Below are 21,227 nucleotides of genomic sequence, written 5' to 3' on the forward strand. Positions count from 1 at the left end.
ATCTGGAGGCACCCACCATGACCACCTTCGTGGACCGCGTCGAGCTGCATGCCGCCGCGGGTAACGGAGGCCACGGCTGCGCCTCCGTACACCGTGAGAAGTTCAAGCCGCTGGGCGGCCCCGACGGGGGCAACGGCGGACGCGGCGGCGATGTGATCCTCGTCGTCGAGCAGTCCGTGACCACGCTGCTCGACTACCACCACCACCCCCACCGCAAGGCCACCAACGGCCAGCCGGGCGCCGGCGACAACCGTTCCGGCAAGGACGGCCAGGACCTGGTCCTGCCCGTCCCGGACGGCACCGTCGTCCTCGACAAGGCCGGGAACGTCCTCGCCGACCTCATCGGCCAGGGCACCACCTTCGTGGCCGGCCAAGGCGGCCGCGGCGGCCTCGGCAACGCCGCGCTGGCCTCGGCCCGCCGCAAGGCCCCCGGCTTCGCGCTGCTCGGTGAGCCGGGCGAGAGCCGCGACATCGTCCTGGAGCTCAAGACCGTCGCCGACGTGGCCCTCGTCGGCTACCCGAGCGCGGGCAAGTCCTCCCTGATCTCGGTGCTCTCCGCGGCCAAGCCGAAGATCGCGGACTACCCGTTCACCACCCTCGTACCGAACCTCGGCGTCGTCACCGCCGGTTCGACCGTCTACACCATCGCCGACGTCCCGGGCCTCATCCCGGGCGCCAGCCAGGGCAAGGGCCTCGGCCTGGAGTTCCTGCGGCACGTCGAGCGCTGCTCGGTGCTCGTGCACGTCCTGGACACCGCCACCCTGGAGTCCGACCGCGACCCCGTCTCCGACCTCGACATCATCGAGGAGGAGCTGCGCCAGTACGGCGGGCTGGAGGACCGGCCCCGCATCGTCGCCCTCAACAAGGTCGACATCCCCGACGGCCAGGACCTCGCCGACATGATCCGCCCCGACCTGGAAGCCCGCGGCTACCGCGTCTTCGAGGTCTCCGCGATCGCCCACAAGGGCCTCAACGAGCTGAGCTACGCGCTCGCCGGGATCATCGCCGAGGCGCGCGCCACCAAGCCGAAGGAGGAGGCGACCCGCATCGTCATCCGCCCCAAGGCCGTCGACGACGCGGGCTTCACGGTCACCGCCGAGGGCGAGGACCTCTACCGGGTGCGCGGCGAGAAGCCCGAGCGCTGGGTGCGCCAGACCGACTTCAACAACGACGAGGCCGTCGGCTACCTCGCCGACCGGCTCAACCGCCTCGGCGTCGAGGGCGAACTGGTCAAGGCAGGTGCCCGGCCCGGCGACGGTGTCGCGATCGGCCCCGAGGACAACGCGGTCGTCTTCGACTGGGAGCCGACCATGCAGGCCGGTGCGGAGATGCTCGGCCGCCGCGGCGAGGACCACCGCATGGAGGCCCCGCGCCCCGCGGCGCAGCGCCGCAAGGACCGCGAGGCCGAGCGCGACGACGCGCAGAAGGAATACGACGAGTTCGACCCCTTCTAAGCGCTGCGCTCCACGGCCCGTCTCTGCGGAGGCGGGCCGTCCGGTAGCCTCGGCACCGGGCGCCCGGGGCCTCTCCCGGTCACACCGGGTGAACGTGCTGCTCATGTGCCGATTACGCAACACATCTGTGGGGTCGGTCACCCCGCGCAACACTCCCGCACCGCCCAACCTCCCTGGCCAGAGGGTGAACTGCGGGTATCCGCAGGGCTAGCGACGGATGACGTCCACCTTGCGAGACGGTCACGGAGAGTGCGACCATCACACTGTTCCCCCTGTCATAGCAAGGTAGGTCGTCTGTGTCTGTGCCGCATGAAGCCAAGCCCCGGACCACAGCGGTCGTGCTCGCCGGTGGCACCGGCCAGCGCGTCGGCCTCTCGATCCCCAAGCAGCTGCTGAAGATCGCAGGCAAGGCTGTCATCGAGCACACGCTGACCATCTTCGAGAACGCCGAGAGCATCGACGACGTCATCGTGCTGATGGCCCCCGGGTTCGTCCCCGACGTCGAGAAGATCGTCGCGAAGGCCGGTCTGAGCAAGGTCACCCGGATCATCGAGGGCGGCAACACCCGCAACGAGACCACCGAGCGCGCCATCGCGGCCCTCGGCGAGGGTCTCGCCGAGGGCGAGGACCGCAACGTCCTCTTCCACGACGCGGTGCGTCCCCTGCTGTCACAGCGCGTCATCACGGACTGTGTCGAGGCGCTGGAGCGCTACCAGGCCGTCGACGTCGCCATCCCGTCCGCGGACACGATCATCGTGACGCGAACGCACGGCGAGGACGGCGAGTTCATCACCGACGTGCCCGACCGCTCCCGGCTGCGCCGCGGCCAGACGCCGCAGGCCTTCAAGCTCTCCACGATCCGCAAGGCGTACGAGGTCGCGGCGGGGGACCCCAACTTCCAGGCGACCGACGACTGTTCGGTGGTCCTCAAGTACCTCCCCGACGTGCCGATCTACGTGGTCGCGGGCGACGAGTACAACATGAAGGTGACCCAGCCGGTCGACGTCTTCATCACCGACAAGCTCTTCCAGCTCGCCTCCACCGCCGCCCCGCGCCAGGCCGACGAGGCCGCCTACCGGGAGCTGCTCACGGGCAAGACGCTCGTGGTCTTCGGCGGCTCGTACGGCATCGGCGCCGACATCGCCGCCCTCGCCGAGAGCTACGGCGCGAAGGTCTACGCCCTGGGCCGCTCCACCACGGGAACGCACGTGGAGAACCCGGAGCACGTGGACGACGCGCTCTCCACGGCGTACGGCGAGACCGGCCGTGTCGACTACGTCATCAACACCGCGGGCGTGCTGCGCATCGGCAAGCTGGCCGAGACCGACAACACGACGATCCAGGAAGCGCTGAACGTCAACTACCTGGCGCCCGTCCAGATCGCCCGCGCCTCGTACAAGTACCTGGCGGAGACCCAGGGCCAGCTGCTGCTCTACACCTCCAGCAGCTACACCCGGGGCCGCGCCGAGTACAGCCTCTACTCCTCCACCAAGGCCGCCATGGTCAACCTCACCCAGGCGCTCGCCGACGAGTGGGCGGGCGAGGGCATCCGGGTCAACTGCGTCAATCCGGAGCGCACCGCGACGCCGATGCGGACCAAGGCGTTCGGTCAGGAGCCCGAGGGTTCGCTGCTCTCCTCCGAGGCCGTCGCGCGCACCTCGCTCGACGTTCTGCTCTCCGAGCTGACCGGCCATGTCATCGACGTACGGCAGCAGGACCCGACGGCGGGCGCCGCCGAGTCCTCGGGCTTCGAGCAGGCCCTCGCCTCCGTGCTGGACCGCCAGGCAGATGTGTAATAATTCTTGACAAATGTGCTTTTCCGGGCCTCTGTCCGTCGCTCCACGCGACGGCAGAGGCCCGAATGCGTGAAGCCGCACCTTCACATTTCCGCCAATACGTGAATCAACCGGCACCCCCTGGAGCAGGTTCCTCGTGATCTCGACAGCCATTCGCCTGGCCCGTGTGGGCAGCAGGTCGGAACTGGCGGCAGCGTTGTTGATGGGGCTGGGATATCCCTGCGTCATGCTCGCCGCGCTCATGCCTCACATCTGGTTCTTCGCGGCGGCCGCCGCTGTCACGTACGCCGCCGACTGGTATCTCCACCAGCGGGGGAGCTATCTGATCAACCGCCTGGGCAAGGTGCGGGCCGGGCTGTCGATCCGCTTCCTGCTCCGGCAGCTGATGGTCATCCTCCTGCTGGCCCGCCTGGATCTCGCCGAGACGCCGCTCTTCTACGCCGCGGTGGCCTGCTTCCTGCTCTTCTACGGTCTCCAGGCGCCGCACGGGGCCATGACGACCCTGATCCGGCTCCGCCGCACCATGCCGGTCGTCACCCGCAACGTGGACCTGCACGCGGTCCGTATCCCCGACGCCCCGCCCGGCGTGCTGACGCGGCGCTCCGCGGAGAAGATGCTGCACCTCGACATCCCGGCCGTGGTGGGCGTGCTGATCGCCGCCGGGACCGGTGAGGACGTCGTCGGTTACGTCGGCATCGGCCTGACGCTGCTGCTGGCCCTGCTCTACCTCGCGCTGCTCGTCCCGTACGTGCGCCGCGGTCGGCTGGCTCCTCCGGCCCCCGCCGTGCTCAAGGCCGTCGACAGCTGGCTGCGTGACTATCAGCCGACCGTGGTGCTCTACTTCTCCGGCTCCAACGAGTCCGCCTACCAGGGCAACATGTGGCTGGAGACCATGAGCCGGGTCGAGGGCCGCCCGCTGATCATCATGCGGGAGCGCGGTCTCGTCCCGCAGCTCGCCGAGACCTCGGTCCCGGTGCTCTGCGTCCCGGCGGGGACCCACCTGATGAACCTGGACCTCTCCACGGTGCGGGTCTGCCTCTACCCCGCGAACGTGGGCAAGAACATCCACATCCTGCGCGTCCCGACCATGAAGCACGTCTTCATCGGCCACGGCGACAGCGACAAGCTCGCCAGTGTGAACCCCTACTCCAAGGTGTACGACGAGGTGTGGACGGCGGGCCGGGCCGGCCGTGACCGCTACGCGCTGGCCGATGTGGGGATCCGCGACGAGGACATCGTCGAGGTCGGACGCCCGCAGCTGGAGCCCATCAAGAGCTGGACGGGCGCGGCCAAGAACCCGATCCCGACCGTGCTGTACGCGCCCACCTGGGAGGGCTGGGACGACAACCCGGGCAACACCTCCCTGCTGCTGGCGGGCGAGAACATCGTGCGCCGGCTGCTGAACGCCGCCGACCCGGTCCGGATCATCTACAAGCCGCACCCCTTCACCGGCATCCGCAGCGCCAAGGCCAAGGCCGTCGACGCGCGGATCCGGGCGATGCTGCAGAAGGCCGCCGCCGAGCGCGCGGCGGAGCCCCGCTGGGCGCGGGAAGCCTCCGCGGCCGCTGCCGGACAGAGCGCCGCCCGGGCCGAGCTCAGCCGGATCGAGGCGCGGCTCGCGCAGCTCGCGGCCACCGGCCGCTCGGGCGGTGACGACGCGGAGGAGTCGCGGCTCTCGCTCGGCGACCCGGTCCGCGAGGCGGAGACCGCGACGCTGAGGGCCGAGTGGAACGATGCCTACTGGCGCTCCTTCGGCTGGTGGGAGCACCGTACGGTGACCGGCGCGCAGCCCAAGCTGTACGACTGCTTCAACGAGTCCGACGCCATGGTTTCGGACATCTCCAGTGTGGTCTCCGACTTCATCGCGAGTGGCAAGCCGTACGCGGTCACCGATTCGGCCGCGCTGGGAGCCGAGGAGTTCAAGCGGCAGAACACCGCGGTGCGTGCGGCGGTCATCCTGTCCAACGGCGCCGAGGAGCTCGACACGCTGCTGGCCGCGGTGGCCGATCCGGCGGCGGACACGCTGGCGGACGCCCGTCGGGAGCTGAAGACCTACCTGCTGGGGCCGGACGAGCCGACCTCCATGGAGCAGTTCAACGCCGCCGTACGGGCGCTGGCGTCTAAGGCCGAGGCCCGTAACCTGGCCGTCGCGCAGCGGATCGGGGAGCAGGCCGTGGCGGTCCCGGACGCGGAGGCCGTCACCAGTGGCGTCGGAACCGGCGATCCGGAGGCTGCCGTCGAGGCGGACGCCACGGCCGACCCGGACGCTCCGGAGGCCGACGCGGCGGAGGGCGAGGCGGAGACCGCTCTCGCCGAGGGGACCTCGTCCCTGCGCTGAGCGCCGAGCGGTCGTACGGCCATGCGTCGTACGCCTGATCGAACTGGCTGAAAAGCGGGCAACCTCGAACGCGACCCGTACGTCTCTCCCGAGGGGGGGATGTACGGGTCGTTCGGCATGTTGATGCGCAAAAAGTGCATAGTCGGGCAATTCGCCTCCTCTCGTGATCAAATCGACAGGTGCACATGGCCGACATGCCCAGGAAGAACGACGAGCCCGATGTCAGTGTGATCATCGGGGCGTATGACGCGATGCCCTACCTGATCCGGTGCCTGGAGTCCGTCGAGGCGCAGACCATCGGCGCGGACCGCATGGAGATCGTCGCCGTCGACGACGGCTCCACCGACGGCACGGGCGCCTTCCTGGAGGAGTTCGCCGCCCGGACCGCCATCCCCACGAGAGTCGTCCGGCAGTCGAACTCCGGCGGACCCAGTGGCCCGCGCAACCGGGGTCTCGACCTCGCCCGCGGCCGGTACGTCTTCTTCCTCGACGCGGACGACTACTTCGGCGAGGAAGCCCTGGAGCGCATGGTCGCCATGGGGGACCGGGCGGGCACGGACGTGGTGCTCGGAAAGATCGTCGGGGTCAACCGCGGTGCCGCCAAGTCGATGTGGAAGCAGACCGTCGAGCGCGCCGACCTCTACTCCTCCAACATCAAGTTCACCCTGAGCGCCCAGAAACTGTTCCGGCGCGATCTCCTCGTACGCCTCGGCATGTCCTTCGACGAGAAGCTCAAGACGGGCGAGGACGCCCTGTTCACGATGGAGGCGTATCTGCGGGGCAGCGGCGTCTCCGTCGTCGCCGACTACACCTGCTACTACCTGGTGGGCCGCGAGGACCGCAACCAGATGACCAAGAAGGGCGGCTTCGAGCGCCGCTTCGACTCGGCCCGCGCCCTCATGGGGCTCATCGCCGCGTACGTGCCCCCGGGCCCCCGGCGCGACGCCTTGATGGTGCGCCCCTTCGTCATCACCCTGCTGCCGCAGTTCGGCCCCGGGCTGGTGAAGCAGAAGGCCCGCGTCCGGGAGCGGAAGATGGCGCTGGCCGCCCCCTTGATGCAGGCGTACTGGACGCCCGGACTCGGCCGCAACCTCAAGGTGAACGAACGGCTGCGGCTGATGTGCCTGGCCGCGGGCCGGCTCGACCTGCTCCTGGACATCGCCGCCTTCCTGCGCGACAAGAGGGAGCCCGAGGTCGTCCGCCGGGGAAACCCGCCCCGCCCGCACCTCGCCTACCCGCACTTCGGCGAGAGTTCCGTGCTCCCCGACAGTGCCTATGAGGTGACCGTCACGGAATGGGTCGGCGGGCGGCGGATCGAGGCGCCGCCGCACCGGTCCCGCTCGTCCTTCACCCGGCGGCTGGTCCACCGGGCCCGCCGGGCGGTGCTCAGCGCTCTGCGCGCGCCCCGCGCGCACCGCGCCTGACCGGCTCTCCCCGCGGGCCCGGCGGACCGGACACCGGGGCTCCCGGGCAGCGCTCGAACACCCCTCCCCGCCCCGGGCGCCACCCGGGGCGGGTTCGTCTGTGAGAGGTCTCACGTCATACTGTGGGGCAACCATGAGACGGTTGAACACGTCTCATTAACGCCCCGTATCCCTGGGGTTCAGTATCCGCACGTCCCCCCGGAAAGGCCTTCCCCCCGTGGCGTCCCTCGAAGCGATCCCCGACGAGCTCAGCCGGCTCATGAAGTACTTCCCGGAGACTCCGGTCGAGGAGCGCCCCGAATTCCACCGGGCGGCCAAGGACTTCCTGGCCCAGGCCGCCCCGAAGGTCGTCCGGCAGTTCTCCCCGATGGCCCGGGTCAAGTGGCACCTGGCGGCCAGCGGGCGCGGCGACGAACTGGCCGACCTGCTGCACTACGAGCGGGAGAACCCGGGAGCCTTCTCCGTCCGCGGCCTGCGGCGCGCCCGCATCGAGCTGCCCGGCGTCGAGAGCTCGTCCCTCCCCTCCTCCGTGCGCAACTTCAACCGCAGTGAGCTGCCCGTACGCGGCAAGCTCCTCGACCTCGCCTGGGAGGACGGCAAGCTCCAGATCAAGGGCTACGCCTACATCCCCAACGTCCCCTCGGCCACCGGCAAGCGCTCGCTGCGCGTCGCCGTGCTCCGCCGTCAGGGCAGCCGCTCCACCCTCCCGCTGCGGCTGCGCACGGTCATGGAGCCCCGCGCCACCGCCGAGGCCAAGGGCGCCCTGCACAACTACGACTGGTCCGGCTTCGAGATCGCCGTCGACCCGTCCCGCCTCCGCGTGCGCGGCCAGTGGCAGCCCGGTACCTGGCGCCTGGGCCTCGGCATCCCGCGCCCCGGCGGCATGTCCGTCGGCAGCATCACCAAGAACAACGCGGGCGCGGCCGGACACAGCCTCACCCGGACCCTCGACGACGGCGTCCGCCTCGTCGCCGGCTTCGACCGCAACCGGCTGAGGCTGTCCGTGGACGTCGTCCCGGCCGAGGTCATTGCGCAGGAGGCCGACGGCGACACCCTCACCGTCACCCTGCGCTCCCGCGTCACCACCCCCGCGGGCAAGTACCCCACCGCCCTGCGCATCGACCACGAGCCCAGCGGCTTCGCCACCGACCTCCCGCTCCAGCAGGGCGAGACCGGCGCCGACGGCTGGCTCCGCCACACCGCCCGGCTGCCCCTGGCCGACCTGCCCGTCGACGGCGTACGGCCCGGCAAGGCCGTCAAGTACCGCACGCTCATCGTCTTCGCCGACGGCAGCACCCGCCGGGCCACCAACGGCACCGGCCCCGTCACCGGCGTACACGCGCTGCCCGAGGGCCGCGAGCTCGCGATCCTCACCGACGGCGCCGGCAACTTCACCCCGCAGGTCCGCACGGTCCAGCCGGTCGTCGACAGCGTCGAGTGGAGCGCCGACGGCGAACTCGTCCTCTCCGGCGTCTACACCGGCCCCGCCGAGCAGATGAAGATGGTCCTGCGCCACACCGGCCGCAACGAGGACCGCCCGCTGTCCGCGGAGTTCGCCGACGGCCGCTTCACCGCCCGGCTGCGCCCGGACACCATGCCCACCTACGAGGGCACCGTGCCGCTGCGGGCCGGCCGCTGGATGCCGCGGCTGCGCCGCACCACCGAGTGGGACCACACCCGCGACCTGCCCGTCACCGTCCGCCCCGACCTCGTCGGCATGCTCCCGCTGGCCCACCGCGGGGAGCACCGCACGTACACCGTCGAGCGGGTCGACTTCGACCGGATCTTCGTGGAGTCCGGCCCGGTCCTCGCCCCGGAGCTGCGCGGCGCGTACCGCCAGCGGCTGATGCGCGACGTCTACACCCCCGAGCAGCGCCGACTGCCGCTGCGCGAGGCCGTCCTGTACAACAGCTTCGGCGGCAAGCAGTTCTCCGACTCGCCCCGCGCGGTCTACGAGGAGCTCAAGCGGCGCGGCACCGAGGTCGAGCACATCGCGATGGTCCACGACCAGCAGGTCGTGCTGCCGCCCGGTGTCCGGGGCGTCGAGTGGGGCAGCAAGGAGTGGTACGAGGCACTGGCCCGCAGCCGGTACGTCGTCACCAACGGCGGCATCCGCGAGTGGTTCGTCCGCCGCGAGGGGCAGGTCGTCGTCCAGACCTGGCACGGCACACCGCTCAAGCGTATCGGCGCCGACCTCCTCGGCACTCCGAAGGCGAACCTGGCCTACATCGCGAGCCTGCCGCAGCGCTCGCGCCAGTACAGCCTGTTCATCACGCCGAACGCCTTCACCACCCCCATCATGACCAACTCCTTCCGCCTCCAGTGCGAGGTCCTGGAGGCGGGCTACCCGCGCAACGACGTCTTCCACGCCCCCGACCGCGTCAAGCGCGCCGCGGCCGTACGGGAGAAGCTCGGCATCCCCGCGGGCAAGAAGGTCGTCCTGTACGCACCCACCTGGCGCGACGACCAGCGCTACGGCGGACGCCGCTTCAAGCTCGACAACCGGATCGACGTCGAGGCCGCCCAGCGCGAGCTCGGCGAGGACCACGTGCTGCTCTACCGCAAGCACCACAAGGTCCTCGACTCCATCCCCGGCGCCGGGCAGGGCTTCGTCTACGACGTCACGTACTACCCGGACATCGCCGACCTCTACCTGATCGCCGACGTGATGATCACGGACTACTCCTCGGTGCTGTTCGACTTCGCGCACTCCGGGCGCCCGATGCTCTTCTTCACGTACGACCTGGAGCACTACCGCGACACCCTGCGCGGCTTCTACTTCGACTTCACCTCCCGCGCCCCCGGCCCGCTGATCAAGACCTCCGAGGACCTGGTCTCCGCGATCCGGAACATCGACGCGGTCAGCGAGGAGTACCAGGAGAAGTACGCCCAGTTCCGGGTCGACTTCTGCGAGCCCTCCGACGGCCGCGCTTCCGCCCGGGTCGTCGACCGGATGCTCGCCGTCAAGGACGAGCAGCAGAGCTGAGCCCACCGGCCGCCCCGCCGCCCGCACCCCCCGCCGGACGTCCCGGCCGTCGGCGGACGTCCCCGGATGTCCCTGGACCTCCCCGGACGTCCCTGGACCTCCCCGGACGTCCAGCGAGCGGAACGGGCAGGCGGCGGGGGCGGCCGCTCGCGTACTGTGACGTGCCGGGGGGCGGCACCGGCCGGCCGGCTGCGACGCCCCCGTCGGACACCGGGGCGATCCAGAGCGAGGAACCACGTGGCAGAGCAGAGGCCGTCGCACCGCGAGTCGGCGGTGACCGGCGCCCGCAGAGTCGTCGTCAAGGTCGGCTCCTCCTCGCTCACCACAGCCTCGGGCGGTCTCGACGCCGACCGGGTCGACGCGCTCGTCGACGTCCTGGCCAAGGTCAGGGACGGTGGCGAACGCGAGGTCGTCCTCGTCTCCAGCGGCGCCATCGCCGCCGGACTCGCCCCGCTCGGCCTCGTCCGCCGGCCCAAGGACCTCGCCCGTCAGCAGGCCGCCGCCAGCGTCGGACAGGGCCTCCTCGTGGCCCGCTACACCGCCTCCTTCGCCCGCTACGGCGTCCGCGTCGGCCAGGTCCTCCTGACCGCCGACGACACCAGCCGCCGCGGGCACTACCGCAACGCCTACAGCACCCTGGACAAGCTCCTGGAGATGGGCGCCGTCCCCGTCGTCAACGAGAACGACACCGTCGCCACCGACGAGATCCGCTTCGGCGACAACGACCGGCTCGCCGCCCTCGTCGCCCACCTCGTCCACGCCGATCTCCTCGTCCTGCTCTCCGACGTGGACGGCCTCTACGACGGACCCCCCGGCACCCCGGGCGCCTCCCGGATCGCCGAGGTCACCGGCCCCGACGACCTGGCCGGTGTCACCATCGGCAGCGCCGGGAAGGCGGGCGTGGGCACCGGCGGCATGGTCACCAAGGTCGAGGCCGCCAACATCGCCACCGCTGCCGGGGTCCCCGTCGTCCTCACCTCCGCCAGCCGCGCCGCCGACGCCCTCGCGGGCCGCGACACCGGAACGTACTTCCACCGCACGGGCCGCCGCTCCGCCGACCGGCTCCTGTGGCTGGCCCACGCCTCCACCCCGCAGGGCGCGCTCACCCTCGACGACGGCGCCGTACGGGCCGTCGTGGAACGGCGCACCTCGCTGCTGCCCGCCGGAATCTCCGGCGTCGAGGGCGAGTTCAGCGCGGGCGACCCGGTCGAACTGCGCGATCCGCACGGCACCCCCATCGCCCGCGGACTCGTCAACTTCGACGCCAAGGAGATCCCCCAGCTGCTCGGCCGCTCCACCCGGGATCTGGCCCGTGAACTGGGACCCGCCTACGAGCGCGAGGTCGTACACAGGGACGACCTGGTCATCCTCACGCCGCGCCTCACCCCCTGAAACGGCTGAAAGTCCGGCTCTTCGGCGGGGACCTTCACCAAAACCACCCCACGCCCGGCTGTGGACTGGTCCACTTTGTAGTGGGGAAACAGGGGAACCGCACAGCAACACACACAGGAGGCCGCCGGTGAGACGAGCGCGCCCGGGGGCGCCGCCCCGAGGCACGGCCAACCGCGCCCTGACGAGTGTCGGAGCGGGGGCGGATGTCGACCGCACACCCCTCGCGTCCGACGCCGCCGAACGGGAGCCGGTCACGACGGCGAAGGAGGAGTCCCCGCAGTCGAGGCTCTGGCACATCACCCTCAGCGTCTCGGGCACCGAGACTCCGCTGGGGGAGGTCAGACGCGGCCTGGAACAGCTCGCGCACGACCATCCCTTCCTGCTGACCAGCCGCTACGCAGGCGACCACGCCGAGATCCGCTACTGGGAAGAGGCGCGCGACCTGCACGACGCGGCCGCCGTCGCGCTGCGGCTGTGGGGCGAGCACCGCTCCAGCGCCCGGCTCCCGCCCTGGGAGATCGTCGGCCTCGAAGTCATCGACCGCCAGACCTACCACCTGCGGGTCGCCGAGGGCTACGGCCCGCCGCCCGCCGCCCCTGTGGGGGTCCACCCGTACTGACGGCAGCGCTGCCGTCAGCACGGGAGGCGTCCGACGCGCGGCCGTCCGTGTCCCCGGAGAGGCGTCCGACGCCCGGTGGGCCGTGTCCCCGGAGAGGCGTCCGGCCTGCGGGCTGCCGTCTCGCATCACGGGATACGTGACGGATGCCCGCAGAGCGCGCATTACTCTGCGGGCATGACCACGCTCTCGCCCTACGACAACCTCTCCCCGGTCACGCAGGCCGCCTACCGGGCCCGCGCCGCCGCCGCCGACATCGCGCCCCTCCCGCGCGCGGCCAAGGACGACGCGCTGCTGGCCATCGCCGACGCCCTCGAAGTGCGCACCGCCGAGATCGTCGAGGCCAACGCGAAGGACGTCGAACGCGCCCGCGAGGCCGGGACGAGCGAAGGCATCATCGACCGCCTGACCCTCACCCCGGACCGCATCCGCGCCATCGCCTCCGACGTACGGGACGTCGCGGCCCTTCCCGACCCGGTCGGGGAAGTGGTGCGCGGCTCGACCCTGCCCAACGGCATCGACCTCCGCCAGGTCCGGGTCCCCCTCGGCGTGGTCGGCATCATCTACGAGGCCCGGCCCAACGTCACCGTCGACGCCGCCGCCCTCTGCCTCAAGTCCGGCAACGCGGTCCTGCTGCGCGGCTCCTCCTCCGCCTACGCCTCCAACACCGCGCTCGTCCGGGTCCTGCGCGACGCGGTCGGCGGCTCCGGCCTCCCCGCCGACGCGGTGCAGCTCGTCCCGGGCGAGAGCCGCGACTCCGTCACGGAACTGATGCGGGCCCGCGGCCTCGTCGACGTCCTCATCCCGCGCGGCGGCGCCTCGCTGATCCGCACGGTCGTCGAGGAGTCCACCGTCCCCGTCATCGAGACGGGCACCGGCAACTGCCACGTCTACGTCGACGCGCAGACCGACCTGGCCATGGCCGTCGACATCCTGATCAACTCCAAGGCCCAGCGACCCAGCGTCTGCAACGCGGCCGAGACCCTGCTCGTCCACCAGGACGTGGCGGACGACTTCCTGCCGCTCGCCCTGAACGCACTGGCCGAAGCCGGGGTCACCGTCCACGGCGACGAACACGTCCTGGAGCGTGCCGAGGGCTCCAAGGCCACGGTGGTCCCGGCGACGACGGAGGACTGGGAGACCGAGTACCTCTCCTACGACATCGCCGCGGCGGTCGTCGACTCCCTGGACGCGGCGGTCGCCCACATCCGCCTCTGGTCCTCCGGTCACACCGAGGCGATCGTCACCACCTCGCAGGCCGCCGCCCGTCGGTTCACCCAGTTGGTCGATTCCACCACGGTCGCCGTGAACGCCTCCACGCGGTTCACCGACGGCGGGCAGTTCGGCTTCGGCGCCGAGATCGGCATCTCCACCCAGAAGCTGCACGCCCGCGGCCCGATGGGCCTGCCCGAGCTGACGTCGACGAAGTACATCGTCACGGGCGACGGCCACACCCGCTGAGACGCCCGGTCCCGCGCCCTGCCCCCGCCCGTCCACGGCAGTCCCCTCCCACCGGCAGGGGACTCCCGTCCGCAGGTCCCTCACCGGAGGGCCCCGCGGAGGTGCTCCCGCCCCCTGGGACCCACCCGGAACGCCCCCCACCGAGGGGCCCCGTCGGAGGGACCCGCCCGCGGGAACCCATCCGCAGGAACCTGCCCGCAGGAACCTGCCCGCAGGAACCTGCCCGCAGGAATCCGCCCGCAGGGCCCGTCCGCAGGAATCCCGCCCACAGGGGCCCATCTGGAGGAACCCGCCCGCAGGGCCCGTCCGGAGGTGCTCCCACTCGGATGGGCTCCTCGGCGGAAGGGGACCCCGCCTGCGCGGGGGCCTTCCGTTCCGGGGGCGGCGGCCGGGTGTCGCCCCCGGAACGATCCGGGGGAGTTTGCGGGGTCCCTGCCCAAAAGGTCCCGGCCCGGCTACGCTGATTCCGTGCCGGACGACGTGGGGGGCAAGCCGTTTCCTGACGGCTGGGAGCCCGACGACGACCGCGGAGGCGCGGACGAGGACTTCGCCTCCGTGGTGTTCGACGAGGACTTCGTCCGGTCCGCGCCCGTCCACGAACCCAGCGCCGTGGAGCGCCTGCTCGCCGCCGCCGAGGCCCGTGCCGAGGCCGACGCGGCCCGCGCCCGCCGCACCCGCCGCACGGACGACGACGCATACGGCTACGGCGGCTCCCGTGGCTTCCACGACCCCCAGGACCTCGACTACGACCCCGACGACGGCTTCGGGGACGACGGCGACGGCCCCGGACCCTACGGCCGCCACGGCGGCTCCCTGCGCCCCTACCGCAACTCCGCCCGCTGGCACCGGCCGGTCGCCTGGCTGCTCGCCGTGGTGATGGGCGTCGGCATGGTCTCCCTCGCCTTCACCGCCGTCTACCGGGGCGCGTCCAACGACCGCCAGGACCAGGTGCCGCCCCCCGCCAGCAGCGGTGTGGACAAACCCGGGGCCGCCCCGTCGGCCTCTGCGGACTACTCCCGCCCCGCGGTCTCCGCCGAGCCCAGGGTGCCCTGAGCCGGGACAGCCCCCCGGGGGCCCGCGGAGGCTTCTCCTGTCCCCCTGTCACCCGTTCGCCGAGGGCGGCCCCCGTCGCCTCCGCAGTTCCCGGCGGTCTCCGCGTTTACAGGGACCGCATTCGACCTACCCTGATGATGTGACCCCTCGTTCCCAGGGGGGCTTCTCGCTGCCGCACGCCCCGCTCGGCCGAAGCAGACCGTTGCGCACCGAACCGACCGGTGTGGAGATCGGGAGAGAAGTCATGACAGGCCGCTCAGAACCGCCGGACGGCCCGCCCGAGAACCCTGCGGGCGGCGAGGACGAATACCGCTCGCTCGTCTTCGACGAATCGTTCATCCAGGCTGCCCGGATGCGTGAGTACTCGGCGCAGGAACGGATGGGCGACCACGCCCGTGCCGTCCGCAGCCTCCCCGAGGATCCGCCGCCCCTCCGCGGCGGAGGCGGCTCCCGGGCCGCCGTGGCGCTGGTCGTCCTGATCGCCCTGGCCTTCGCCGTGGCCGTCTACATCGGATTCCGCAGCCCCTATCCCCAGCCGGCCGTGCGACGCGCCGAACCCCTGCGGACCACGGTCATCCCTCTGGCCCCCCGGGGCGCCGTACCGGGGGGATCACCCGAGCAGCTGTACCGGGCCGAGCCGGTCTCCGGATTCCGCACGGGCGCGGACGGCATCAACTTCCCCGGTGTCAAGCGAACCCAGAACTTCTCCGACAACCAGATCACCGCCGCCCTCGCCACGGTCAAGGACTACCTGGTCGAGTCGTCCCTGAACCCCGACGTCCTCACCGGCTCCGTACGACGGCCCGTCGAGCACCTCCTGGACCCGGACCAGCGGCCCCAGTTCGAACGGAGCCTGAGCGAACCGGCGGACGACGAGAGCCACGCCGCCACCGGCTGGCTGGTCCGCTTCGACCCGGAGCGGGTGGAACTCGCCGACCCGCAGATCCGGGTCCAGGGCACCCTCCGCTACGAGGAGGAGACGGCGGGCGTTCTCGGCGTCGTCTCGGACCACACCTTCACCTACGCCCTGCGCCCGGCGGACGGACCTCCGAGCGAGGACGGCGCGTCCCTGTTCACCGTGCGACGCGAGCTGCACTTCCGCTTCGACCGGGAGGACCTGCGACTGCACCGCCTGGAGGTGCGCACCGCCCATGTCCAGGCCGGGCCGCAGTCCTGCTCGGCCGACGCGACCGGGATGCTCCGCCCTCTCCTGGCCGGGGAGAAGGCGGACGCCCGCGGCCCCGCCGCAACCGACCCGTACGCCTCGGGCCCGCCCACGGCGGCCCTGTGCGGGACCCTGGCGGCCGGTCAGCCCTTCGTCGGCCCCGAGCTCCCCTCCTCCGGGTCCTGAGGCCGACCGGACGCCCCGTCCCCGGCCGTAGCGGAACCGCCGCCGGAGCCGCCCCCGGTGAACTTGTCGCGCAGCTTGCCGCCCAGGTCCCCCGCGCCGCCGGCGATGTCGCCCACCAGCTTCATCAGCGGGTCCTTGCTGGTGCGCACCGTGTCCGCGTAGTGCGACGCGGACTCCCGGAACGAGTCGGTCACCGAGGTGTCCTTGTCCTCGTCGCGCCGGGGGTAGTGGCCGTCCATGATCCGCTGGAAGTCACGGGTCTCCGACCACTTCTTCAGCTCGGCCGCCCGCACGGCGGTGAAGGGGTGCGTCCGGGGCAGCACGTTGAGGATCTTCAGGACGGAGTCGCGGAGGTCGCCGCTCTTCTCGTACTCGTCGGCCTGGGCGAGGAAGGCGTCCACGTTCATCTCGTGGAGGTGATTACCGCCCGCGATCTTCATCAGACCGCGCATCGACGCCTGGGTGTCCTGGCCCACCAGCAGCCCGGCCCGGTCCGCGGACAGCTCCGACTTGCGGAACCACTCGCGCAGCGCCGTCACGATCGCCATGATCGCCACATTGCCCAGCGGGATCCAGGCGACCTTCACGGCGAGGTTGGTCAGGAACAGCAGTATCGTCCGGTACACCGAGTGACCGGAGAGCGCGTGGCCCACCTCGTGGCCCACCACCGTCCGCATCTCCTCCTCGTCGAGCAGCTCGACCAGGCCCGTGGTGACCACGATGATCGGCTCGTCGAGACCGATGCACATGGCGTTGGGCTGCGGGTCCTGCTTCACGTACATCGGCGGGACCTTCTCCAGGTCCAGGATGTAACACGCGTCCCGCAGCATGTCGTTGAGATGGGCGAACTGCGCGTCGCTCACCCGGACGGAATCGGAGAGGAAGAGCAGCCGCAGGCTCCGCTCCGGGAGCAGCCCGCTGAGCGCCTTGAACACGGTGTCGAACCCGGTCAGCTTGCGCAGGGCCACCAGGGCCGAGCGGTCGGCGGGGTGCTCATAGGCCCGGGAGGAGATCCCGGGAAATCGCCGGCGCGCCCTGCTCGGCACGTTCTCGTGACTGCTGTCGGTCATGGATGGCCCCCTGTTCGTACGAGACGTCGCTCGTCCCCCGGACACAACCCAGCGTATGCGCTGGCGCTACGGTGTGCGGGGGGCTGTGGATAACCGTGAGGAGCGCCCGAAATGCCGCACACCGCCGTACTGCTCGCTGCCGCGTCCCAGGAGCAGGGACCGGGCGCCACCCTCCGGATCGTGCTGCTCGTCTCGATCCTCGGAGCGGTCCTGCTCGCCTGGTTCCTGCTGCGTGGATACCGCAACGACGACAACAACGACTGAGTCGCCGTGAGCGTGCCCGAAGGTCCCGCATACGATGGCCCCGACGTCTTCCTTCCGACTCACGATCGATAGGTCCTGCCGAAGATGAGCCTCACGAGCACCACACACCAGCTGGTCACTCTCGCCTCCGGCGGCGAGGGCGGCGGCAACCACGAAAGCCTCAACCCCTACTTCGTCGGCGCCGGGGCCTTTGTCGCGCTGATGCTGCTTCTGTTCATCACCATCAGCTTCAACCGCGACCGCTGAGCCGGGGGCGCACGGCCGTGCCAGTAGGCTCTGCACGCATGGGAGAGCAGGAAGTGCCTACCGGCCCCGGCAAGCGCCGCATCGGCGTGATGGGCGGGACATTCGACCCGATCCACCATGGACACCTGGTGGCGGCCAGTGAAGTGGCCGCCCAGTTCCATCTGGACGAGGTCGTCTTCGTGCCGACCGGCCAGCCCTGGCAGAAGAGCCACAAGAAGGTCTCCCCGGCCGAGGACCGCTATCTGATGACGGTCATCGCCACGGCGTCCAACCCGCAGTTCTCCGTCAGCCGCAGTGACATCGACCGTGGCGGACCGACGTACACCATCGATACGCTGCGGGACCTGCGCGAGGTCCACGGCGACGCGGATCTCTTCTTCATCACCGGCGCCGACGCGCTCGCCCAGATCCTCACCTGGCGCGACGCGGAGGAGCTGTTCTCGCTCTCCCACTTCATCGGTGTGACCCGCCCGGGTCACGTACTCACGGACGACGGACTGCCCGAGGGCGGCGTCTCCCTCGTGGAGGTGCCCGCGCTCGCGATCTCGTCCACGGACTGCCGTGAGAGGGTCGCGCAGGGGGAGCCGGTCTGGTATCTGGTGCCGGACGGAGTGGTCCGCTACATCGACAAGCGCCAGCTGTACCGCGGCGAATGAGCCACGGAGAGGGGCACCGGTGAACGACCGACAGAACCCGTACGACCCGTACTACCAGGAGCCGCAGATCGTCGGCTACGACGCGTACGGGCAGCCGGTCTACCAGCAGCAGCAAGCGCAGCAGCCGTACGACCAGCAGGGCCAGGGCTACGACCCCTACGCCGTCCAGCAGGGCCAGGGCCACCAGCCCCAGGACGCCGGTTACGGCTACGGGTACGACGCCTACGGCAACCCTCAGCAGCACCAGGGCTACGACCCCTACGCCACCGGACAACCCGGACACCAGGACCACCAGCAGGGTCAGGCGTACCAGGGGCAGGGCGGCGACCAGGGATACGGCTACGGCTCCTACACCGACTACGGCTACACCACCGGGCAGCAGCCCGCCGCCGTCGACACCGGCGAGCACTGGAGCATCCCCCAGCAGGGCGCCGCCCCCGCACCGGAACAGACCCCGCCCCGGGCCCCCGTGGAACCCTCGCCGCCTCGGACCGGGCCGGAGACGGAGGCCGACGCCGCGCTTCCCGGGCAGCGGGGGTCCGCCCCGGACTACCGCACCGAGCAGTTCTCGTTCATCGAGGAGCCCGACGAGGACTCCGAAGACGTCATCGACTGGCTGAAGTTCACCGAGAGCCGCAGCGAGCGGCGCGAGGAGGCCCGGCGCAAGGGCCGCAACCGCATGGTCGCCCTCATAGTCGTCGCCGTTCTCGTCGTCGTCGGCGGGGTCGGCTATCTGTGGTCCGCCGACATGATCCCGGGCCTGTCCGGACCGGACGAGAAGAAGGCTGTCGCCGCCGGAGCCCAGCAGCGCGACATGATCGTGGTGCACCTGCACGACACGAAGAAGGGCGGCACCTCGACCGCGCTGCTCGTCGACAACACCACCACCAAGCAGGGCACCACCGTTCTGCTGCCCAACTCCCTCGCGGTCGCGGGCGAGGACGGAACGACCACCACGCTCGGCAAGTCCGTCGAGGACGACGGCAGGACCGGCACCCGGGAGGCGATCGACACCCTCCTCGGCACCCGGATCACCGGCACCTGGCGGCTGGACACCCCGTACCTGGAGAACCTCGTCGAACTCGTCGGCAACATCGAGGTCGACACCGACACCGAGGTGCCCGCCGCGAAGAAGGGCGAGTCGCCCCTGGTGAACAAGGGCGAGGCCCAGACCCTCAGCGGCCCGATGGCCGTCGCGTACGCCACCTACCGTGCGGAGGGCGAGCCCGAGGCCAAGCAGCTGACCCGCTTCGGCGACGTCATGCGGGCCACCCTGCGCAAGATCTCCGAGGACCCCAAGGCGGCCACCGTCACCATCGAGACCCTGCTCCAGGTGCTCGATCCGTCGCTGCCCGAGAAGGACCTCGGGGCCTCGCTCGCCAAGCTGGCCTCGCGGGCCAAGGTCGGCGACTACAAGACGGCCCTGCTGCCGGTCCAGGAGGACGGCACGCTCACCGAGGCGGACACCCGCGGCGTGGTCAAGGACATCCTCGGCGGCACGGTGAGCGCCCCCGAGGAGGGTGCACCGCTCCGGGTCGCCGTCCGCAACGCCACTGGCGACCAGAAGGCCGCGGAAGCCGCCCGGGTCCAACTGGTCAACGGCGGCTACGCCTTCGTGGACAGCGGCAAGGCCGGGACCGAGACGTCGTCCGTCGTGCTCTACCGGTCTGCCGAGGACAAGGAGAAGGCCGTCGAGGTCGCCAAGACCCTGGGCCTTTCCGCCGACGACGTGAAGAAGGGCGAGCCGGCCGCCAACGCCGACGTGTCCGCGGTCCTCGGCCAGGACTACGAGGTCCCGTAGCCCGCTCGGGGCCGCGGGCCGGCGCTTCGGCGACGTGTCCGCGGCCCCGGCGGGAAACGCAGTAAGGCTCTGTCGGCGGTCCGTGAGACCCTAGAGGTTGCATCCGACCGCCCGACGAAAGCCTGCATGTGACCGCCACGGACCGCTCCATCGAGCTCATCAACGCCGCCGCCCAGGCGGCCGCCGACCGGCTCGCGCACGACATCATCGCCTACGACGTCAGCGATGTGCTGTCGATCACCGACGCCTTCCTGCTGGCCTCGGCCCCCAACGACCGTCAGGTCAAGTCGATCGTCGACGAGATCGAGGAGCGGCTCCAGAAGGAGCTCGGCGCCAAGCCGGTGCGCCGCGAGGGCGACCGCGACGCCCGCTGGATTCTCCTCGACTACGTCGACATCGTCATCCACGTCCAGCACAGCGAGGAGCGCGTCTTCTACGCGCTGGAGCGCCTGTGGAAGGACTGCCCGGAGATCGCCCTCCCCGAGGACGCGGTCAGGACCCGTGGCAAGGCCGAGGAGCACGCACAGCTCAACGGCGGCACGGAAGGTGACCAGAACTGAACGGCAGCAAGAGCGGCAAGGGCCGCAGGATCGTCCTCTGGCGGCACGGCCAGACGGCATGGAACCTGGAGCGCCGTTTCCAGGGCTCCACGGACATCGAGCTGACCGAGACCGGCATCGGTCAGGCCCGCCGCGCCGCCCGGCTGCTCGCCTCGCTGAAGCCGGACGCCATCGTGGCATCCGACCTCCGGCGGGCGGCGGCCACGGCCGCCGAGCTCTCCGCCGTCAGCGGCCTGACCGTCGCCCACGACGCCGCACTCCGTGAGACGTACGCGGGGGAGTGGCAGGGGCTGACGCACGAGGAGATCGTCGAGCGCTACGGCGAGCAGTACGCCGCCTGGAAGCGCGGGGAGCCCGTGCGCCGGGGCGGTGGCGAGCTGGAGACCGAGGTCGCCGACCGGGCGGCCCCGGTCGTTCTGGAGCACGCCGAGAAGCTTCCGGAGGGCGGCACGCTCGTCGTGGTCAGCCATGGCGGCACGATCAGGACGACGATCGGCCGACTGCTGGGTCTGGAGGCGCACCACTGGGAAGGGCTCGGCGGGCTGTCCAACTGCTGCTGGTCCGTCCTCGGGGAGGGCGCGCGCGGCTGGCGGCTGCTGGAGCACAACGCCGGCACACTCCCGGAGCCGGTGCTCGGCGACGACGACTAGGGCCTGCCCGGCGTTCGGCGGGAGGGTGTTCGCGGGCCGCCCTCGGGCGGCCCGGGCCGGATTTCGCTTTCCGGCCGGTCGCAGGCTAAAGTTCATCTTGTTCGCAGCG

The 21,227-nt window shown here is 71.1% G+C and carries 16 protein-coding genes and 1 pseudogene; 16 read left to right on the forward strand and 1 reads right to left on the reverse strand.

What is annotated here, in order from left to right:
- Nucleotides 1–17: 17 nt before the first annotated feature.
- The 10 genes and pseudogenes from obgE to KME66_RS23945 all read left to right on the forward strand — a co-directional run bounded on the left by obgE (nt 18) and on the right by KME66_RS23945 (nt 15,902).
- Entirely contained in the window at nt 18–1,454 is a 1,437-nt protein-coding gene (obgE, locus tag KME66_RS23900; protein WP_216325762.1) for a GTPase ObgE, read from the forward strand.
- Between the two features lie 296 nt (nt 1,455–1,750).
- Entirely contained in the window at nt 1,751–3,250 is a 1,500-nt protein-coding gene (locus tag KME66_RS23905; protein WP_073216795.1) for a bifunctional cytidylyltransferase/SDR family oxidoreductase, read from the forward strand.
- 226 nt (nt 3,251–3,476) lie between these two features.
- A complete protein-coding gene (locus tag KME66_RS23910; RefSeq protein ID WP_253208460.1) occupies nt 3,477–5,588 on the forward strand; it encodes a CDP-glycerol glycerophosphotransferase family protein in 2,112 nt (703 codons plus the stop codon).
- A 185-nt stretch (nt 5,589–5,773) separates the two neighbouring features.
- Nucleotides 5,774–7,012, forward strand: a complete 1,239-nt coding sequence (locus KME66_RS23915; RefSeq protein ID WP_216325768.1) for a glycosyltransferase family 2 protein — start codon at nt 5,774–5,776, stop codon at nt 7,010–7,012.
- 217 nt (nt 7,013–7,229) lie between these two features.
- On the forward strand, nt 7,230–9,998 hold the full coding sequence (locus KME66_RS23920; protein ID WP_216325771.1) for a CDP-glycerol glycerophosphotransferase family protein: 2,769 nt from the start codon (nt 7,230–7,232) through the stop codon (nt 9,996–9,998).
- 237 nt (nt 9,999–10,235) lie between these two features.
- Entirely contained in the window at nt 10,236–11,390 is a 1,155-nt protein-coding gene (proB, locus tag KME66_RS23925; protein ID WP_236726249.1) for a glutamate 5-kinase, read from the forward strand.
- 127 nt (nt 11,391–11,517) lie between these two features.
- Entirely contained in the window at nt 11,518–12,009 is a 492-nt protein-coding gene (locus KME66_RS23930; RefSeq protein ID WP_073216807.1) for a hypothetical protein, read from the forward strand.
- A gap of 174 nt (nt 12,010–12,183) precedes the next feature.
- Complete coding sequence (locus tag KME66_RS23935; protein WP_216325774.1) at nt 12,184–13,467, forward strand: glutamate-5-semialdehyde dehydrogenase; 1,284 nt, start codon at nt 12,184–12,186, stop codon at nt 13,465–13,467.
- 468 nt (nt 13,468–13,935) lie between these two features.
- Nucleotides 13,936–14,520, forward strand: a complete 585-nt coding sequence (locus tag KME66_RS23940; RefSeq protein ID WP_073216813.1) for a hypothetical protein — start codon at nt 13,936–13,938, stop codon at nt 14,518–14,520.
- Nucleotides 14,521–14,764: 244 nt separating this feature from the next.
- A pseudogene (locus KME66_RS23945) lies at nt 14,765–15,902 on the forward strand (hypothetical protein).
- On the opposite strand, the gene KME66_RS23950 reads toward KME66_RS23945, so the two are convergent.
- On the reverse strand, nt 15,829–16,941 hold the full coding sequence (locus tag KME66_RS23950) for a M48 family metallopeptidase (RefSeq protein ID WP_073216819.1): 1,113 nt from the start codon (nt 16,939–16,941) through the stop codon (nt 15,829–15,831). The pseudogene KME66_RS23945 and the gene KME66_RS23950 overlap by 74 nt on opposite strands.
- A gap of 111 nt (nt 16,942–17,052) precedes the next feature.
- Here KME66_RS23950 and KME66_RS23955 point away from each other — a divergent pair, with 111 nt between their 5' ends.
- The 6 genes from KME66_RS23955 to KME66_RS23980 all read left to right on the forward strand — a co-directional run bounded on the left by KME66_RS23955 (nt 17,053) and on the right by KME66_RS23980 (nt 21,118).
- Nucleotides 17,053–17,205, forward strand: coding sequence for a hypothetical protein (locus tag KME66_RS23955; protein ID WP_176711446.1), 153 nt, complete (start codon nt 17,053–17,055; stop codon nt 17,203–17,205).
- 84 nt (nt 17,206–17,289) lie between these two features.
- Nucleotides 17,290–17,451 carry a hypothetical protein gene (locus KME66_RS23960; RefSeq protein WP_010062923.1) on the forward strand — a complete coding sequence of 54 codons (162 nt, stop codon included), beginning with the start codon at nt 17,290–17,292 and terminating at the stop codon, nt 17,449–17,451.
- A 38-nt stretch (nt 17,452–17,489) separates the two neighbouring features.
- Complete coding sequence (gene nadD, locus KME66_RS23965) at nt 17,490–18,107, forward strand: nicotinate-nucleotide adenylyltransferase (protein ID WP_030329499.1); 618 nt, start codon at nt 17,490–17,492, stop codon at nt 18,105–18,107.
- A 19-nt stretch (nt 18,108–18,126) separates the two neighbouring features.
- On the forward strand, nt 18,127–19,908 hold the full coding sequence (locus KME66_RS23970; RefSeq protein WP_216325778.1) for an LCP family protein: 1,782 nt from the start codon (nt 18,127–18,129) through the stop codon (nt 19,906–19,908).
- A 128-nt stretch (nt 19,909–20,036) separates the two neighbouring features.
- Nucleotides 20,037–20,468 (forward strand): ribosome silencing factor, encoded by a 432-nt coding sequence (gene rsfS, locus KME66_RS23975; protein ID WP_073216826.1) that lies wholly within the window; start codon nt 20,037–20,039, stop codon nt 20,466–20,468.
- On the forward strand, nt 20,465–21,118 hold the full coding sequence (locus KME66_RS23980) for a histidine phosphatase family protein (protein ID WP_216329585.1): 654 nt from the start codon (nt 20,465–20,467) through the stop codon (nt 21,116–21,118). The genes rsfS and KME66_RS23980 overlap by 4 nt, the downstream gene beginning before the upstream one ends.
- Nucleotides 21,119–21,227: the final 109 nt, after the last annotated feature.

The sequence above is a fragment of the Streptomyces sp. YPW6 genome (assembly GCF_018866325.1).
Lineage (GTDB): Bacteria > Actinomycetota > Actinomycetes > Streptomycetales > Streptomycetaceae > Streptomyces.

Bases quoted from the DNA above. Each gene is read 5' to 3' on its own strand.
- KME66_RS23950 (WP_073216819.1), bottom strand. From the start codon at position 16,941: ATGACCGACAGCAGTCACGAGAACGTGCCGAGCAGGGCGCGCCGGCGA.
- obgE (WP_216325762.1), top strand. From the start codon at position 18: ATGACCACCTTCGTGGACCGCGTCGAGCTGCATGCCGCCGCGGGTAAC.
- KME66_RS23910 (WP_253208460.1), top strand. From the start codon at position 3,477: ATGCTCGCCGCGCTCATGCCTCACATCTGGTTCTTCGCGGCGGCCGCC.
- KME66_RS23915 (WP_216325768.1), top strand. From the start codon at position 5,774: ATGGCCGACATGCCCAGGAAGAACGACGAGCCCGATGTCAGTGTGATC.
- nadD (WP_030329499.1), top strand. From the start codon at position 17,490: ATGGGAGAGCAGGAAGTGCCTACCGGCCCCGGCAAGCGCCGCATCGGC.
- KME66_RS23960 (WP_010062923.1), top strand. From the start codon at position 17,290: ATGAGCCTCACGAGCACCACACACCAGCTGGTCACTCTCGCCTCCGGC.
- KME66_RS23955 (WP_176711446.1), top strand. From the start codon at position 17,053: ATGCCGCACACCGCCGTACTGCTCGCTGCCGCGTCCCAGGAGCAGGGA.
- KME66_RS23935 (WP_216325774.1), top strand. From the start codon at position 12,184: ATGACCACGCTCTCGCCCTACGACAACCTCTCCCCGGTCACGCAGGCC.